At 73.5% G+C, this 16,597-nt stretch carries 12 protein-coding genes and 1 pseudogene; 5 read left to right on the top strand and 8 right to left on the bottom strand.

The window, feature by feature from the left end; genetic code table 11:
• The first annotated feature begins 70 nt into the window (after positions 1–70).
• The gene (locus SNE206_RS08230) at positions 71–1,306 is read left to right on the top strand and encodes a cytochrome P450 (RefSeq protein ID WP_407912736.1); all 1,236 of its coding nucleotides are present in this window, start codon (positions 71–73) and stop codon (positions 1,304–1,306) included.
• A 42-nt stretch (positions 1,307–1,348) separates the two neighbouring features.
• Here SNE206_RS08230 and SNE206_RS08225 read toward each other — a convergent pair whose 3' ends face one another.
• The gene (locus tag SNE206_RS08225; RefSeq protein ID WP_407912700.1) at positions 1,349–2,290 is read right to left on the bottom strand and encodes a GNAT family N-acetyltransferase; all 942 of its coding nucleotides are present in this window, start codon (positions 2,288–2,290) and stop codon (positions 1,349–1,351) included.
• Between the two features lie 240 nt (positions 2,291–2,530).
• On the opposite strand from SNE206_RS08225, the gene SNE206_RS08220 reads away from it, so the two are divergent.
• Together SNE206_RS08220 and SNE206_RS08215 are read left to right on the top strand one after the other, a co-directional pair.
• Positions 2,531–3,367 (top strand): DUF4184 family protein, encoded by an 837-nt coding sequence (locus tag SNE206_RS08220; RefSeq protein WP_407912699.1) that lies wholly within the window; start codon positions 2,531–2,533, stop codon positions 3,365–3,367.
• 7 nt (positions 3,368–3,374) lie between these two features.
• The gene (locus tag SNE206_RS08215) at positions 3,375–3,890 is read left to right on the top strand and encodes a DinB family protein (protein WP_407912698.1); all 516 of its coding nucleotides are present in this window, start codon (positions 3,375–3,377) and stop codon (positions 3,888–3,890) included.
• A 151-nt stretch (positions 3,891–4,041) separates the two neighbouring features.
• Here SNE206_RS08215 and SNE206_RS08210 read toward each other — a convergent pair.
• Positions 4,042–4,395: pseudogene (locus tag SNE206_RS08210) on the bottom strand (winged helix-turn-helix transcriptional regulator); the annotation flags it as partial.
• Between the two features lie 85 nt (positions 4,396–4,480).
• On the opposite strand from SNE206_RS08210, the gene SNE206_RS08205 reads away from it, so the two are divergent.
• Together SNE206_RS08205 and SNE206_RS08200 are read left to right on the top strand one after the other, a co-directional pair.
• Complete coding sequence (locus tag SNE206_RS08205; RefSeq protein WP_407912697.1) at positions 4,481–5,692, top strand: pyridoxal phosphate-dependent aminotransferase; 1,212 nt, start codon at positions 4,481–4,483, stop codon at positions 5,690–5,692.
• 185 nt (positions 5,693–5,877) lie between these two features.
• Positions 5,878–6,357 carry a peroxiredoxin gene (locus tag SNE206_RS08200; protein WP_407912696.1) on the top strand — a complete coding sequence of 160 codons (480 nt, stop codon included), beginning with the start codon at positions 5,878–5,880 and terminating at the stop codon, positions 6,355–6,357.
• Positions 6,358–6,421: 64 nt separating this feature from the next.
• On the opposite strand, the gene SNE206_RS08195 is transcribed toward SNE206_RS08200, so the two are convergent.
• The 6 genes from SNE206_RS08195 to SNE206_RS08170 form a co-directional block, all read right to left on the bottom strand.
• On the bottom strand, positions 6,422–8,038 hold the full coding sequence (locus tag SNE206_RS08195; RefSeq protein WP_407912695.1) for a purple acid phosphatase family protein: 1,617 nt from the start codon (positions 8,036–8,038) through the stop codon (positions 6,422–6,424).
• Between the two features lie 114 nt (positions 8,039–8,152).
• Positions 8,153–10,531: a glycosyl hydrolase family 95 catalytic domain-containing protein gene (locus SNE206_RS08190; RefSeq protein WP_407912694.1), complete on the bottom strand. Its 2,379-nt coding sequence runs from the start codon at positions 10,529–10,531 to the stop codon at positions 8,153–8,155.
• Between the two features lie 19 nt (positions 10,532–10,550).
• Positions 10,551–12,593, bottom strand: a complete 2,043-nt coding sequence (locus tag SNE206_RS08185) for a beta-galactosidase (RefSeq protein WP_407912693.1) — start codon at positions 12,591–12,593, stop codon at positions 10,551–10,553.
• Between the two features lie 23 nt (positions 12,594–12,616).
• Positions 12,617–13,561, bottom strand: coding sequence for a carbohydrate ABC transporter permease (locus SNE206_RS08180; protein WP_407912692.1), 945 nt, complete (start codon positions 13,559–13,561; stop codon positions 12,617–12,619).
• Positions 13,558–14,568: an ABC transporter permease gene (locus SNE206_RS08175; RefSeq protein ID WP_407912691.1), complete on the bottom strand. Its 1,011-nt coding sequence runs from the start codon at positions 14,566–14,568 to the stop codon at positions 13,558–13,560. The genes SNE206_RS08180 and SNE206_RS08175 overlap by 4 nt, the downstream gene beginning before the upstream one ends.
• Positions 14,569–14,641: 73 nt before the next feature.
• Positions 14,642–16,318 (bottom strand): Tat pathway signal sequence domain protein, encoded by a 1,677-nt coding sequence (locus SNE206_RS08170; protein WP_407912690.1) that lies wholly within the window; start codon positions 16,316–16,318, stop codon positions 14,642–14,644.
• Positions 16,319–16,597 lie beyond the last annotated feature (279 nt).

Genomic DNA, 16,597 nt, shown 5'->3' with positions numbered 1-16,597 from the left:
CGGCCCACCGCCCGGCCCACCGCCCGGCCCGCCCGCGCCGGAGGCCGTACCGCGGTCCGCGGCGGAGCCCGTGCCCGAGGCCGCGCCCGAGCCCGAGCCGCTGTACGGCCCGGACTTCGCCGCCGACCCGCACGGCGTCTACGCCCGGCTGCGCCGGCACGGCGCGTCCGCGCCCGTCATGATCGCGCCCGGCGTCGAGGCCCTGCTCGTCACCGACTACCAGGCCGCGCTCGACGTGCTCCGCGACACCGACACCTTCTCCAAGGACCCCCGCAACCGGCAGCCGCCGCTGCCCCTCGACTCGCCCGTGCTCCCGATCCTCGGCTACCGGCCCACCGCGCTCTTCAGCGACGGCGACGAGCACCGCCGCTACCGGCAGGTCATCACCGACGGTCTCGCCCTGATCGAGCCGCACACCCTGCAGGCCGCCGTCACCACGGTCGCCGGCGACCTGATCTCCCGCTTCGACGGCACCGGCACCGCCGACCTCATCGCCCAGTACGCCCGCCGGCTGCCGCTCTTCGTCTTCAACACGTGGTTCGGCGTGCCCGCGGAGCACAGCGACCGGCTGGTCGCCGGCATGGCCGGCATGATGGAGTCGGCCGCCCGGGCCCAGGCCGCGTACGCCGACCTCGTCGCGGTGGTCACCGCGATGGTCGCCGAACGGCGCGAACGCCCGCGCAACGACCTCACCTCGTGGCTGCTGACCCACCCCGCCGACCTCGACAACGACGAGGTCGTACGGCAGATCACCCTCGTCATGAGCGCCGGGCACGAGCCGACCACCAACCTCATCGGCAACGCCCTGCTCCGCGTGCTCACCGACGGCCGGTACGCCGGCTCGCTCTTCGGCGGCGCGATGACCGCCCACCAGGCCATCGACGAAGTGCTCTGGCACGACCCGCCGCTGGGCATCCTCTCCGCCCACTACCCGCGCTACGACATCGAGTTCCACGGGCGCCGGCTCCACACCGGGCAGCTCGTCCTCGTCTCGTACGCCGCGGCGAACGCCGGCACCGCGCCGGCCGCGGACGACGGGCAGCTGCGCAGCGGCGAGAGCGCCCACCTCTCCTGGGGGGCCGGGCCGCACTCCTGCCCGGCCCGCGACCCCGCGATGCTGATCGCGATCACCGCCGTCGAACAGCTCACCAGCCGCCTGAGCGATCTCGAACTCGCCCTGCCGAAAGAGCAGTTGATCTGGCGTCCGGGGCCCTTCCACCGGGCCCTGGTGAACCTGCCGGTGCGGTTCTCGCCGGTGGTCCGCGAACGGCCCGCGGCGGCCGTACCCGCGGACGCGGTCGGCTGACCGGTGCGGCCGGGGCCCCGGGCCCCGGCCGCACCGGTGACGTCAGGAAGCCCCGGCCGGGCCCGAGAGGACCAGCCGGACACCGAAGGTGCGGTAGCCCGCCCGCTCGAACGCCGCCGCCATCGGCCCGTTGCCGGCATCGGTGTCGGCCCCGATCCGGACGGCGCCGCGGGCCGCGTGGCTGCGGGTGATCTCGCCGAGCAGGTCGTCGACCAGACCGCGGCCGCGCAGCTCGGGCAGCACCCCGAGATAACCCACCACCGGGCCGCCGTTGTTGGCCGACGGGATGGCGAATCCGGCCAGTTCACCGCCGGGTGTGCGGGCCAGCCGCCACCAGGCCCGGTCGCCGGGCATCCGCAGGTAGTCGGCGAGGGTCTCCTCGGCCTGGGCCTGCGCGTCGAGCCGGAGCAGGCCGCGCCGGGTGTCGTCGTCCAGGCTGTCGACGGCGACCCGCCGGAAGACCTCGGTGAACTCCTCGTCACCGGCCTCCGTGAACACCAGGCGCCCGGTGGGCTCCGGCACCGGACCGCCGGGCGTCCACTCGTAGCGCAGCCGCTCCAGCTCGCCGGTCAGGCCTGCACGGGCGGCGACCTCGCGCCGCCACCCGACGGCCGCGCGGACGGCCGCGTCCTCGCGCCAGGCGGGCGGCAGGAAGATGTGGAACTCGGGCAACCCGCCCCCGGGGAAAGCCGCGTGGGCGGCGGTGAGCAGTTCGGCGGCGAGGGCCGTCGGGTCGGCGACGCCGTCGTCGACCCAGACGCAGTCCAGCGCGAGCGGACGGTCACCGTCGGGGAAGGTCCACCAGACGGCGCGGGCCAGGAGCCGGCCGTCGGCGTCCTCGGCGATCCAGGTGTGGGCGGGTCGGTAGCTGCCGTCCGCGAGGAAGCGGCGGTAGCGGTCGGGGTCGGCCCAGCTGACCGGGGCCGTGACGGTGCAGGAGAGGACACGGTCGAGATCGGACTCGACGGTGGGACGGATGCGCACGCTGCCTCCGAAGCAGGTCGGCAGGCGCTCCCCGGGCTCTACGGCCTAGCGGGTGTTCGCATGGGGAAGCGCCGGTGTGTGGGTGGGGTACATCGCGGTGCCTCCCTTCTCCGCTCGCGGCGGGCGGGGCGCTCGGTGCGCCGGTGGTCGAGAATAGGGTGCGGCTGACGGCCGGTCAACCGTTTTCCGGGCGGGCCCGCTGCGCGGTCGCGCCAGGGTGGCGGCCGGTAGGTTGACCCGGTGCCGTTCACCCTCAGTCACCCCGCCGCCGTCCTGCCGCTGATCGTCCGGGGACGCGGGCGCGGGCCCCTCGTCGCATCCGCCCTGGTCGCCGGGTCGGTCGCACCGGACATGCCGTACTTCGCCGACTCCGCGGTGCCCGGGGTGTTCGGCTTCGGCGCGGTGACGCACGCCTGGTGGGGCGTGCCCACCGTCGACGTGCTGATCGCCGCCGTGCTCGCCGGGCTGTGGCACGGGCTGCTGCGCGTGCCGCTGCTGGCGCTGCTGCCGGCGCGGTGGGCCGGGGCCCCGGACGCCCCGGCACCGGCCCGTTCCGCAGGGACCGCGGGCGCCTTCGCGGTCTCGGCCGCCCTGGGTGCCGCGACGCACGTCGGCTGGGACGCCTTCACCCACCACGACCGGGCCGGGGTGCGGCTGCTGCCGGTGCTGGACCGCACGGTGATCGCCGGCCAGCCGCTGTACACCGTGCTGCAGTACGGCTCGTCCGCGGTGGCGCTCTGCTTCCTCGCCCGTTGGCTGGTGCGGGAGTTGCGGCGGCGCGCGGCGCATCCCGGGCCCGGGACGGGGCCGCGGACGGGACCGGGGCCGGTGCAGCCGCTCGGCCGGCGGGCGAGGACCGCCGCGCTCGGTGCGGTCGCGGCGGCCGCCGCCGCCGGGACGGCGCTGCGGATCGACCGGTGGTCCGGGCTGCGGGCCGGCGCGTCGCCGTACGAGCTGATCCCCACCGTCGCGTTCGGCTCGCTGGCCGGGGCCGGGGCGGCGCTGCTCGGCTATGCGATCGTGCACCGACTGACGGGCGGCAAGGGGCTGGCGCGGCGGTACGGCCGCGCGGCATGATCACGGCATGACCTGGACCGCACCTGACATCACCCGGACCGGCGGCTCGCTGGTGGCCGGCGAACGCGACATGCTGGAGGGGTTCCTCGCCTGGCAGCGCGACACGCTGCTCGTCAAGTGCGCCGGGCTGACGGGCGAACAGCTCGCCCTGCGTCCGCTGCCGCAGTCGAACCTCTCGCTGCTCGGCCTGATCCGCCACATGGCGAAGGTCGAGCGGATCTGGTTCCGCGAGCGGATCGGGGCCGAGCCGGTGCCGCGGCTGTACGCGGAGAGCGGCGCGAAGGACGCCGACTTCGACGAGCTGGACGCGTCCCGCGCGGCGGAGGACCACGCCCGCCTGCTGGAGGAGCGCCGCCTCGCCGAAGAGGCGCTGGAGAAGGCCTCCCTCGACGACACGTTCACCCATGACGGCGACGAGTACTCGGTGCGGATGGTGCTGTTCCACATGATCTCCGAGTACGCCCGCCACAACGGCCACGCCGACCTGCTGCGCGAGCACACCGACGGCACGGCCGGCTACTGACGCCCCGGCGCGGCCGCCCCGGAGCCGGACGGGTGCCCAGCGGCTGGGACGCGTCCCGTGGTCGCCGGCCCACAGCGGTTCGACGGCCGGACGGGTGACGGGGCCGGACGGGCCACCGGGCGCCCGGCCCGGGCGGTCAGACGGCCCCGGTGTACCAGTGCTCGCGGACGGCGTCGGTGGGGCGGGGGTCGCCGAGGTCCGCGAGGCCCCAGGCGGCGAGCGAGCCGAGGACGGTGCGCAGGGCGTGGCCGCGGTCGGTGAGGCCGTAGACGACGGCGTTGGCCGGGCGTTCGAGGCGGCGGCGCTCGACGAGTCCTTCGCCCTCCAGCTGCTTGAGGCGGGCGGCGAGGATGTCGGTGGAGACGCCGGGCAGGTCGGCGTGCAGGTCGGTGTAGCGGCGCGGCCCGCCGAGGAGTTCACGGACGATCAGGAGGCTCCAGCGCTCCCCCACCGCGTCCAGGGCGCGGGCGACGGCGCAGTACTGGTCGTAGCTTCGGCGTGGCATGGGGATCAGCATAGCCAAAAGGTTGGACTTTCCAAGTGGCTACTTGGTAGAACAAAGTAATCAGTGGTGAGGTCAGGAGGCCGCAGTGGAGTTTCGGCAGTCCAGCAAGCTCAAGGACGTCTGCTACGAGATCCGTGGCCCGGTGGTCGACCAGGCCAACGCGCTGGAGGAGGCCGGGCACAGCGTGCTGCGGCTGAACACCGGCAACCCGGCGCCGTTCGGCTTCGAGGCGCCGCCGGAGATCCTGCAGGACATCATCCGCAACCTGCCGAACGCCCACGGCTACAGCGACTCCCGCGGGATCCTGCCGGCCCGCCGCGCGGTGGTGCAGTACTACCAGCAGCGCGGGGTCGACGGCATGACGGTCGACGACGTCTACCTCGGCAACGGTGTCTCCGAGCTGATCCAGATGTCGGTGCAGGCGCTCGTCGACAACGGCGACGAGGTGCTCGTGCCGATGCCGGACTACCCGCTGTGGACGGCGGTGGTGCGGTTCGCCGGCGGCAAGGCCGTGCACTACCTCTGCGACGAGCAGGCCGACTGGTACCCCGACCTCGACGACATCGCCGCGAAGATCACCGACCGCACCCGCGCGATCGTCGTCATCAACCCCAACAACCCCACCGGCGCCGTCTATTCGAAGGAGCTGCTGGAGGGCATCCTCGACCTCGCCCGGCGGCACGGCCTGATGGTGCTGGCCGACGAGATCTACGACAAGATCCTCTACGACGACACCGAGCACCACTGCCTGGCGGCCCTCGCCGACGACGTCTTCACGCTCACCTTCAACGGCCTCTCCAAGGCGTACCGGGTGGCGGGCTTCCGCAGCGGCTGGCTGGCCGCCTCCGGCCCGAAGCAGCACGCCCGCGACTACCTGGAGGGCCTCACCATGCTCGCGGGCATGCGGCTGTGCCCCAACGTGCCCGCGCAGTACGCGGTGCAGGCGGCGCTCGGCGGCCACCAGTCGATCAACGACCTGACGCTGCCGACGGGCCGGCTCACCGAGCAGCGCGACGTCGCCTTCCGGGCCCTGAACGAGATCCCCGGCGTCAGCTGCGTCAAGCCCAAGGGCGCGCTCTACGCCTTCGCCCGGCTCGACCCGGAGGTGCACCGGATCGTCGACGACGAGCGGTTCGTGCTGGACCTCCTGCTCCGCGAGAAGATCCACGTGGTGCAGGGCACCGGTTTCAACTGGCCGCGGCCCGACCACTTCCGCTTCGTCACCCTGCCCCGGGCGGACGACCTGGAGACGGCGATCAACCGGATCGGCCGGTTCCTCACCACGTACCGGCAGTGAGCGGGCGGGCGGCCCGCCCGGCAGGACAGGGCCAAGCCCGCCCGGCAGCGCGGCACCCGGCCCGGACGGCAGGACGGCACCCGGCCCGGGTGGTGGGGCGGGCCGCACCGGATCCCGCCGTGGGGCTAGCATCGGACGCACCGGACAGACAGGTCTGTCTCCCCGATGCCCCGGAAGGGACCACCATGCCCAAGCCGCCCGCGGCCGGAACCCAGGCCCCCGGCTTCGCCCTCCCCGGTCTCCACCTCGCCGGGGACACCGCCGAACGCCGGGAGTACCGCCTCGCCGACGCCAAGGGCGGCCCGCTGGTGCTCGTCTTCTACCCCGGCGACGACACCCCGGTCTGCACCAAGCAGCTCTGCGAGTACACCTCCGACCTGGAGCGCTTCACCGGCCTCGGCGCCACCGTGTGGGGCATCAGCCCGCAGGACCTCGACAGCCACGAGCGCTTCGCCCGCCGCCACCGCATCGCGTTCCCGCTGCTCGCCGACCCCGACCGGGAGGTCGCGAAGGCGTACGGCATCGCGGTGCCCGGCCTCGGCCTGCGCCGCTCGGTGTTCATCCTCGACGCCGACCTGACGGTGCGCTGGAAGCACGTCGCCCTGGCCGGCCTGACCTTCCGCCACAGCGACGAACTCGCCGACGCCCTGGCGGCCCTGGCCTGACCACCGCACGGGCCCGTCCCCCGGAGCGACGAACCCGTCGGCCGGCGGGGACGGGCCCGGTGCGTCAGCGGTCCCCGCGGCCGCCCGCGCGGCGGGCGATCGTGTAGTGGTCGACCTGCGTGCCGTCCTCGGCCAGCGCGGTGACCTTCATGGTGGCGGTACGGCCGGCGTGCGCCGGGGCGACGTCCACCCGGATGAACGAGTAGCCGGTGTAGCGCACCCGCGACCACCCGACCGTCTCCGGCACCTTCACCCCGCCCTGCGCGAAGTGGTAGGTGGCGACGGTGTCCTGGTGGTTCTCGTGGCCCTCGTACGTGTCGGGCGCGTCGAAGCCGTACAGGCTGCGGCCGGCCGCGCCCGCCGTCACGTACACGACGCCGTCCCGCTCGGGCTCGACGGTGCCGCCGCTCGGCACCGCCCTGGAGACCTTGTTGCCGAGGATCGCGTCGGTGCGCTCGTACACGTGGTTGTGGCCGTTGACGACCAGGTCGACCCGGTACTTCTCGAAGAGCGGCACCCACGCCTCCCGCACGCCGCCCTCGGAGGCGTGCTGGTGCGTGGTGGAGAAGGCGCAGTGGTGGAAGAACACCACGACGAAGTCGATGCCCTCGTCGTGCCGCAGCTCGCGCAGCTTCCGGTCCAGCCAGGCGGTCTGCCGGCCCGCGGTGATGCCGAGGTTGGCCGGGATCTCGTACGACACGTCGTTGGCGTCCAGCGAGATCACGCCGACGTTGCCGTAGGTGAAGGAGTACACGCCCGGCGCGTGGCGCGGGTCGGGGCCGTTGCCGGGCAGGAACCAGCGGGCGTCCTCGCCGCCGTAGCCGTTCGGCGAGTACCACGCCTCCATGTCGTGGTTGCCGTACGCGACCATCCACGGGACCTTCGAGGCGACGGTCTCGGTCTGCGCGAGGAAGGCGTCCCAGGTGGCCGCCGAGTAGACGGAGCTGTCGCTGCTCCGGCCCGAACCCGCCGGGTCGGCGTAGCAGATGTCGCCGGCGTGCAGGTGGAAGCGCGGGTTCTGCGCGAGGATCACGTGGTCGTTGCCGGCCGCGTGCGCGGACACGCCCTGGTCGCCGAAGGCCGTGAAGGTGAACGGCTCGTACGGCCGCCCGCCCCGCCCGCGGCGCGACGGTGCGGTGCGGAACGTCGACAGGGTGGAGATCGCCTGCTGCGAGGCCGGGTCGAAGCCCTGGTGGCCCACGCCGTAGTAGTACGTGGTGTCGGGCAGCAGGTGGTCGAGCTCGACGTGCAGGTAGTACTGGTCGACGGGCGCGCCCGCGGCGGTGAGCGCCGGGGTGTGCAGCGCGCGGACCTCCGCCTCGATCCGGTGGCTCAGCTCCCACGGGTGCCGGCCGAACCGCAGGAACGGCTTCCTCACCGGCGCCGGCACCTGCCAGGACACCCGGAAGCGGGTGTCCGGCTCGGCACCGAAGGCGAGGTGGCGGCCGATCGGGGCGACCGCCGACCCGTCGACGCCGTCGGTGGCGGTGCGGCCGGGCACCGGTGCGGCGGACGCGCTGCCCGTGCCCAGCGCGCCGCCCACGGCCACCAGGGTCGCGGTGGCGGCGCCGGAGCGCAGCAGGCGGCGGCGGGAGAGGCGGCCGCGCAGGTACTCGTGCTGCTCGGCCATGGTGAGGCGGTCGGCGAGGCCCGCGGGCACGCCCATGTTCGGGATATCCATGCCGGGAGGCTCGCAGGGACGGTCGGCCTACGGACGGACGCACGGTGAACGTGCACCGTCCTGCAGGTCAGGCACCCTGCAAGACTGCGTCATGCTTTCGCAAAAGCCGGCGGCTCACAGCTCCACGGTGTACGTGCAGAGCCGGCCCGCCGTCAGTTCGAGCACCTCGGTGCCGTCCTTGTGCAGCGGGGCGATCCGCAGTTCGACGGTGCTGTCCGCCGCGGCCCGCACGGCGACCGTCACCTGTTCCGGCGACCAGCGGAGCTCCTCGACCACCGCGCCGAAGCGGGTGCGCACCCCGGTGAGCCGGCCGTGCGGCAGGCACGCGGGCAGCGCGGGCAGCACGGTGAGCCCGGCCGGGCGGTCCCCGCGGGCCGGCCGGGAGCGCACCAGCATCTCGGTCAGGACGCCGGGCAGCGCGTGCGCGACGTCCGCGTTGAAGACGTCCCGCGCCGGGTAGTGGCTGCTCATCAGGGAGCGGAAGAAGAAGCCGCGGACGAGCAGCTGGGAGAGCTGGCGGGTGAGCAGCCCGGCGTCGTCGAGGCGGGCGGCGGCGAGCGCCCGGTGCAGGTGGCCGTGGCCGGAGTGGTTCTCGTCGCCGCGCAGCAGCAGGGCGGTGCGGGCCGCCGCGGCGAGCGCGGGCTCCCGCTCCGGGGTGATCTCGTCGAGCGGCCAGACCGGGTAGAGGTGGCTGACGTGCCGGTGGTCGTAGCCGTCCCGGTGGCCGGGCCAGGCCCACTCGGCGAGTGCGCCGTCCTCGTTGACCCGGTAGTCGGGCAGCCGGGCGGCGAGCGCCCGCCAGCCGGCGGTGCGGTCGGCGGGCGCCGCGCCGTGCGCGTCGGCGAGGTCGGCGGCGGTGGTGAGGGCGTGCCGGGCGGCGGCGATGTCCATGGTGGCGTTGACGGACGCCGCGGCGGGGGCGGCCTCGCCGGTGGCCGGGTCGACGGGGTGGTTCTCCGGGGAGTACGAGGGCACGACGACGAGGCGTCCGTCGGGGCCGGTGCGGCTGAGGAAGTCCTCGTAGAACGCGGCGGTCTCCAGCAGGGCGGGCAGCAGTTCGCCGGTGAGGAAGGCGGTGTCGCCGGTGGTCTCGGCGTGCTCCAGCAGCGGGTGCAGCAGCCAGTCGGCACCGGCCGTCCAGAGGTGGTGCGCCCAGCTGTGGTTGAAGTGGTACTGCAGGCCGTTGGTGCCGTCGCTGTGCGCGGGGGCGACGGCGCCGCGGGTGCCGTACAGGCGGCGCGCGTTGGTGCGCCAGTCGGGCAGCTGGTCGCGGACGAGCGCGGCGAGCGCGAGCGAGGCCTCGGGCAGGCCGGTCGCGGCGGCGCCCGCGAGCTGGAGGTTGAGGTTGGCGTTCAGGGTGAACGCGCCGCCCCAGGCCGTCCGCCAGTCGCCCGTCCACAGGCCGCACAGCCGGGGCGGCCGGTGCCCGGAGGAGGCCAGCAGGTGGTACCGCCCGGCGGCGAACAGCGATTCGAGCAGGGCGAGCTGCAGGGTGGACGGGTCGCTCTCCTGGCGCTCCAGCAGTTCGGCGACCGGCCGGTCGCGGTCGGCGGCCTGCGCACCGAGGTCGAGCGACACCCGGTCGTAGGCCTCGGTGTGCAGGTCGAGGTGGCGCTGCAGCAGGGTCTCGTGGTCTCCGGACAGCGCGTACATGCCGGTGTCCAGGCGGCCGAGGCGGCCCGCCGGGTCGGCGACCGGGCCGCGGGCGGCCCGGGTGAGCAGCAGCAGCTGCCGGGCGCCGGTGACGTGCACGCGGGGGCCGTCGCAGCGCACGCTGCCGCCCGGGGCGAGGATGCGGGTGGCACCCCGGTAGCCGAACTCGCTGTCGGGGTAGCGGACGCGCAGCCGCAGCAGCGCGGAGTCCCGGCCGGGGGCCTCGGCCGCGGCGGGCCGCGGGGCGGCCGCGGTGATCTCCGCGGGGCGGTAGACCGAGCGGACGGCGGCACGCAGGTCGTCGGGCGCGCCGGGCAGCCGGGTTTCGAGGTACACCTCGGCGTCGACCGCGCCGCCCGCCGGAGCGGTCAGCAGGTGCACGACGACGTCGTCGGCCCGCGAGACGAACGTCTCCGAACGCCACCAGCCGTCCGCCTCGCGCCACTCGGCGGCGGCGACGCCGGTACGGAAGTCCAGGCTGCGCCGGTAGCCGCCGGCGTCGGCCGCGGCGGCGGGGCGCCGGACGTGCACGGCGAACGCCGGGTGGAACGGCTGCACGTGGCGCGGCTCCCAGTCGCCGCCGAACGCGTCGACGGCGTCCTGCTGCCGCCCGTCGAGCAGGGCGTCCTGGACGGCGGCCAGGCGCGGTGCCAGCAGGGGCGGTTCGACCCCGCTCGCCTGGTCCGGCCGGACGAGGTCGTGGTGGGTGATCACCAGCGACTCGTCGTCCGTGCGGCCGTGCGCCAGCACGCCGTGCCGGCCGTTGCCGCCGAGGTAGGCGTCCTCCCAGCGGGCGGCGGGCGCGGTGTCGTGGATGCCGTGCGTGAGTGCCTCGGGCATGGGGGGACCGTCCTGTGGATTACAGCGGGCGGAGGACCGCGGCGCCGTACGGGGCGAGGTGCAGCGCGGCGGTGCAGGGGTCGGCGGAGTCGGGAGCGGGGGCTCCGGGGGCAGCCGCTCCGGGGACAGCGGCTTCGGGATCGGTGACGGCGAGCAGGGTGCCGGCGGGATCGGTGACGGTGAGCAGGTCGCGGTGCGGGCCCAGCAGGGCGATGCGGACGGGGTCCGCCGTGTGGTTGAGCACGAAGAGCAGGCCGCCGCGCCGCACCGCCTCCACGCCCGCGGGCAGCCCGGCGAGCGCGGGCCGGGCGCCGGCGGCCTCGGCGGCGTCCGCCAGGAGCCGCTGCAGCAGGGCGGGTTCGGGCAGGGTGGCGAGGTAGCGGGCGCGGCCACGGCAGGTGGCGGCGGGGGTGCCGTCGGCGAACGCGGCGAGCACCTCGGTGCCGTCCGCCAGGCGCAGGTCCTCGCTCCACAGGTCGGCGGTGCCTCCGCCGTCGAGCGGGGCGGGGCCGGTCAGGGGGCGCCACTCCAGCGGCTGCACGCCGAGGAGGTCACGCAGCCGCTCGTCCATGCCGCCGGGGCGGATGGTGTCGGTGCCGTCCGCGACGCCGGTGAAGAAGCCGCTGACGAGGGTGCCGCCGCCGGCCGCGTACGCGGTGAGGTTGTCGATCGCGGCGTCCGTGGCGAGGTAGAGGTTGGGCACGGCGACCATGCGGTAGCGGGTCAGGTCGGCCTCGGGGTGCACGTAGTCGGCGGTGAGGTGGGCGTCCCACAGGGCGCTGTGCCAGGCGAGCACGAGGGGGCCGAGGTCGACCCGGTCGGACGGGCGGCCGCGCTGCTCCAGCGCCCACCAGCTCTCCCAGTCGAGCACCACGGCGACGTCCGCCTCGACGTCGGTGCCCACCACCTCGGCGATCAGCGGGAGTTCGCGTCCGAGGGTGCGGACGGCGCGGTGCTGGGGGGTGTCGGCGCCGGCGTGCGGCAGCAGCGCGGAGTGGAACTTCTCCGCACCGGAGCGGGAGGCCCGCCACTGGAAGAAGCAGAGGCCGTCGGCGCCGCGGGCGACCGCCTGGAGGGCCTCCAGGCGGAGCCGGTCGACGGGCTTGGCGCGGTTCACGCCGCGCCAGTTGACGGCGGACGCGGCCATCTCCATCTGCAGCCAGGGGCCGCGGGCCTGGCCGCGGGTCATGTCCTGGCCGAGGGAGGCCCACACCATCGCCCGCGGGTCGGCCGGGTCGGGGTAGCTGTCGAGGGAGACGACGTCCTCCTCGGCGGCGAACGCCCAGCAGTCGAGGTGCGGGTGGAGGGTCATGAAGTTGGTGGTGACCGGCAGGTGCGGGGTGTGGCGGCGCAGCACGTCGCGTTCGGCGGTGAAGCACTCCAGCAGGACGTCGGAGCTGAACCGGCGGAAGTCCAGCTGCTGCGCCGGGTTGGGCAGGTACGGCGCGGCGCGCGGCGGGGTGACGGTCGACCAGGTGGCGTGCTGCTGGCTCCAGAAGGCGGTGCCCCAGGCCGCGTTGACGGCGTCGAGGCCGCCGTAGCGCTTCTGCAGCCAGGCGCGGAACCGGTCGGCGGTCTCGTCGCAGTGGCAGACCGGCCCGTACTCGTTGTTGACGTGCCACATCCGGACGGCCGGGTGGGTGCCGAACTCGGCGGCGAGTGCCCCGGTCAGGGCGAGGGCGTGGCGCCGGTAGTCGGCGGAGGACGGGCACCACTGGTTGCGCGAGCCCCAGGAGAGGGTGGTGCCGTCGGGGGTGACCGGCAGGGTGCCGGGGTGTAGCTCGCCGAGCCAGGGCGGCGGGGAGGCGGTCGGGGTGGCCAGGCACACCTCGATGCCGCCGCCGTGGAGCAGGTCGAGCACGCGTCGGAGCCAGCCGAAGTCGTGCACTCCGGGGGCCGGTTCGAGTTTCGCCCAGGAGAACACCCCGACGGTGACGGTGGTGACGCCCGCCTCGCGCATCAGCCGGACGTCTTCGGGCCAGACGTCCTCGGGCCACTGCTCGGGGTTGTAGTCGCCGCCGAAGAGGAGGCGGCCGCGGGTCGCGTCGGCAAGGGATGGCATCGGGGTGTCCTCTCGCACGCTGCTCAGCCCTTGACGGCGCCGATCAGCATGCCCTTCTGGAAGTGCTTCTGGACGAACGGGTAGACGCAGACCACGGGCACCAGGGCGATGACCATGACCGCCATCTGCACCGACAGGCCGGGCACCGCACCGGTGTTGATCGCCTGCGACATGCCGGTGGGAGCCTGGTGGCGCAGCACGAAGGAGTTGAGGATGTTCTGCAGCGGGTAGCGGTTCTGGTCGTTGAGGTAGAGCGAGGCGGCGAACCACGAACTCCAGTAGCCGACCGCGTAGAAGAGCGAGATGACGGCGACGACCGCGCGGGAGAGCGGCAGCACGATCTGCCACAGGATGCGCCACTCGCCGGCGCCGTCGATGCGGGCCGCGTCGATGAGGTCGGGCGCGGTGCTCATGAAGAACGACCGCAGCACGAGGAGGTTGAACACGGACACGGCGCTGGGCAGGATCAGCGACCAGTAGCTGTCCATCAGGCCGATGTTCTGCACGAGCAGGTAGGTCGGGATGAGGCCGGCGCCGAAGAACATCGTGACCATCATGATGAGGAGCAGCGGCCGGTGGCCGAAGCTGCCGGGCCGGGAGAGTCCGTACGCGGCGAGGACGGACACCACCATGGAGATGAGCGTGCCGACGAGCGTCAGGCAGATGCTGATCAGGACGGCCTTGGTGACGGCGCCGCCGGAGAGCACCTCGGCGTACGCCTGGAAGGTGAGGCCCTGGGGCACGACGACGAGGCCGCCGGCGTCGGTGATGGCGGCGGCGTCGGAGAGGCTGGTGACGACGACGACCCAGAGCGGGCCGAGGATCAGCAGGCAGACGCCGGTGAGGGTGATGCCCTTGACGCCGTGGCCGAGGGCGGTGGGCTCCTCCTCCCAGACCGGCCGGGCGCCGGGCCTGGACGGGCGGACGACGGTGGTGGTGCCGGTGGTGCCGGTGGTCGCGGTGCTCACTTGGAGTACACCCCCTGTTCGCCGAGCTTGTGCGCGGCCTTGTTGGCCAGCAGCACCATCGCGAGGCTGAACAGGCCCTTGACCAGGCCGGCCGCCGCCGCGTAGGAGAAGTCGCCGCTGCGGATGCCGCGGAACCAGACGTACGTGTCGAGGACTTCGGAGACGCCGACGCCGACGGCGTCGCGCTGGAGCAGGATCTGCTCGAAGCCGACGGAGAGCGAGTCGCCGACCCGCAGCACCAGCAGCAGGGCGATCACCGGGCGCAGCGCGGGCAGCGTGACGTGCCACATGCGCCGCCAGCGGCCGGCACCGTCGACGGCGGCGGCCTCGTACAGCTCCTCGGAGACGGAGCTGAGGGCGGCGAGGAAGACGATGACGCCCCAGCCGGCGTCCTTCCAGACGGACTGGGCGGTCAGGAGGTACTTGAACAGCCCCGGGTCGGTCATCAGGTCGAAGCCCTCGATGCCGTGGCTGCGCAGGAGTTGGGCGATCAGGCCGGCCCCGCCGAGCATCTGCTGGAAGACGGTGATGACGAGCACCCAGGAGAAGAAGTGCGGCAGGTAGAGGATGCTCTGCACGAGGGTGCGCAGGCGGCCGCTCATCACGCTGTTGAGGAGCAGGGCGAGGGCGATCGGCACGGGGAAGAACAGCAGCAGCTGGACGGCGGTGATGGAGAGGGTGTTGACGACCACCTCCCAGAACCGGGCGTCGGAGAAGACGGCGGCGAAGTTCTCGAAGCCGACGAAGGCGCTGCCGGTGATGCCGCCGCCGTACACGTCGTAGTCCTGGAACGCGACGACGTTGCCGATCAGCGGGATGTAGTTGAAGACGAGCAGCAGGCCGACGGCGGGCAGTGTCATCAGCAGCAGGGTGCGGTCGCGGCGCAGCCGCTGCAGGCGGGTGATGCCGCGCAGCGGCGGTGCGGGGGCGGCCGGCGGCGGGGCGGCCGGCGGTGCGGTCGGCGCGGCCTCCGGGTGTCCGGCGGCGGCTGGGGCCCTGCTGGTCATGATGGGTGCTCCGCCCTGGCCGCCGGTGCGATGCGCCACCGGGCGGCCGTAGTGCATGTGGTCGAGTGCGGTGTCAGTTGCCGGACTTGTCGAGGATGTCCTGGTAGAAGGCGCGGAGCTCGTCGCCGCCGTTGCTCTTCCAGTTGGCGACCGCGTCCTTGACGTCGGAGATCTTCTTGCGGTTGCGCACGACGTCCTTCTGCAGGTCGTCGAAGGGGGTGTAGAGCGACGCGTACTTGGTCGGCTCCTGGATCTGCATGGCGTGGAAGAGCGGCTTCTTGGCGAAGGCCATCATGCGGCCCATCCAGTTGGCGAAGTCCGTGGCGGCCTGCGGCTGGTCGGGCCAGGCGATGGTGGGCGCCGGGGAGGCGACGAACTCGTAGGAGGAGATGACCTCCTTGGTGCCGAGCGCGGTCTGGACGGGCGTGCCGGCGGCGTCCTTGGTGTAGTGGACGCCCTCGACGCCGAACTTCTCCAGGAGGAACTCCTTGCTGCCGAACGGCGCGGCGGCGTAGTCCGCGACGGCGAGGATCTCCTCGATCTTCTCGGCGGGCAGCTTGGCGGAGAGGAAGCTGAAGATGCCGGCGGGGGCGCCGATGTAGAGCTCCAGCTTGCCGCCGTCGTGGGCGAAGAAGTCCATCGGCTTGATGGAGAACTTCGGGTTGGCCTTGGCCTGCTCGTTCATCATGCCGCGCATGACGTCGCCGTCGTTCATGATGAGCGACTGGCCGGAGGTGAAGCGGGTCTTGGCGTCGTTGGCCTTGCCGGCGACGGAGTCGGGGTGGACGCTGCCCTGCGCGTAGAGCTTCTGCGTCCAGGAGAGCGCCTCGATGTACTCGTCGGTCTCGATGAGGTGGACGAGCTTGCCGTCGACCTGCTTCCAGTAGCCGGGCATGGTGCCGGGCACGCAGTTGAAGAGCACCTGCGCGGTCCACCACATGTCCTCGCAGGCCCAGACCTTGGCGGCCGGGTCGGTGATCTCCTTGGCGAGCGCGAGGAACTCGTCGGCGGTCTTCGGGAGGGTGTAGCCCTTCTCCGCGAAGATGTCGGCCCGGTAGTAGGGGACCACGCCGCCGAGCGGGCGGTTGGGCATCGGCAGGCCGCGGAGCTTGCCGCCGAACATGCACATCTGCCAGGCGTCGGTGGGGATCGCGGCGAGGTTCGGGTACTTCTTCACCTTGTCGCCGGAGAGGTACGGACCGAGGTCGGCCGCCTTGGCGTTGATGGCGTTGGGGATCTGGCCGGTGATGTTCCAGCCGGGCACGCAGAAGAGGTCGGGGATGGCGTCGCCCGCGAGGACGGCACCGAGCTTGTCCTGGTAGGTGACGCCGTCCTGCAGCTGCCAGTTGATCTTGACGCCTATCGCCGTGTCCATCGCGGCGAAGTACTTGCTGTCCTTCTCCGGTGCGGCGCCCCAGAGCGGGGTGAAGAAGGTGTACGAGCCGCCCTTGCCGGGGGTGCCGTCGACGGAGGCCTTCAGCTCGGCGGGGAACTTCAGGAACGCCGGGGTGGAGCCGTTGGAGCCCGGGATGTCCGGGGTGACCAGGGAGGAGGCGGCGAACGCGGGGAGGGCGTTCTGCAGGGCACTGCCGGTGGCGACACCGCCCTTGCTGCTGGAGCGGCCGGTGCCGGAGGAGCAGGCCGTCAGCAGGCTTCCGCCGGTGACCGCGGCAGCCGCGGCGACGGCGGTGCCGAGGAAGCGGCGGCGGGAGGCGTGGAGGGCGGAGCCGGCTCTGTCAGCGCTGGTCATGGTGGGTGGAGCCCTTCGTCGTACGGCAAGGGAGGCGGGCGGGCCGGGCACGGCCGCGCCCGCCCGTCGGCCGGGGGGGGTGGGTTGGGGACGACGGTGCGGGTGGTGCGCGGGGGTCGGCGCCCCGGCCGCGGGGCCGGTCCTCCCGGCCACACTGTCGAAGCGCTTCAACGTGGCGCCGAGGCTAGGCCAGCCGAGGCCGTCGCACAAGGGTTTGCACGAGCTTCACAGTTCGGTACTTGACGGCGACACACGGCGCGCGACCGCTTCGGGACAGCG

Source organism: Kitasatospora sp. NE20-6, from assembly GCF_045862635.1.
The sequence above is the reverse complement of the archived record's forward strand: the minus strand, read 5'-3'. Positions and strand labels throughout refer to the sequence as shown.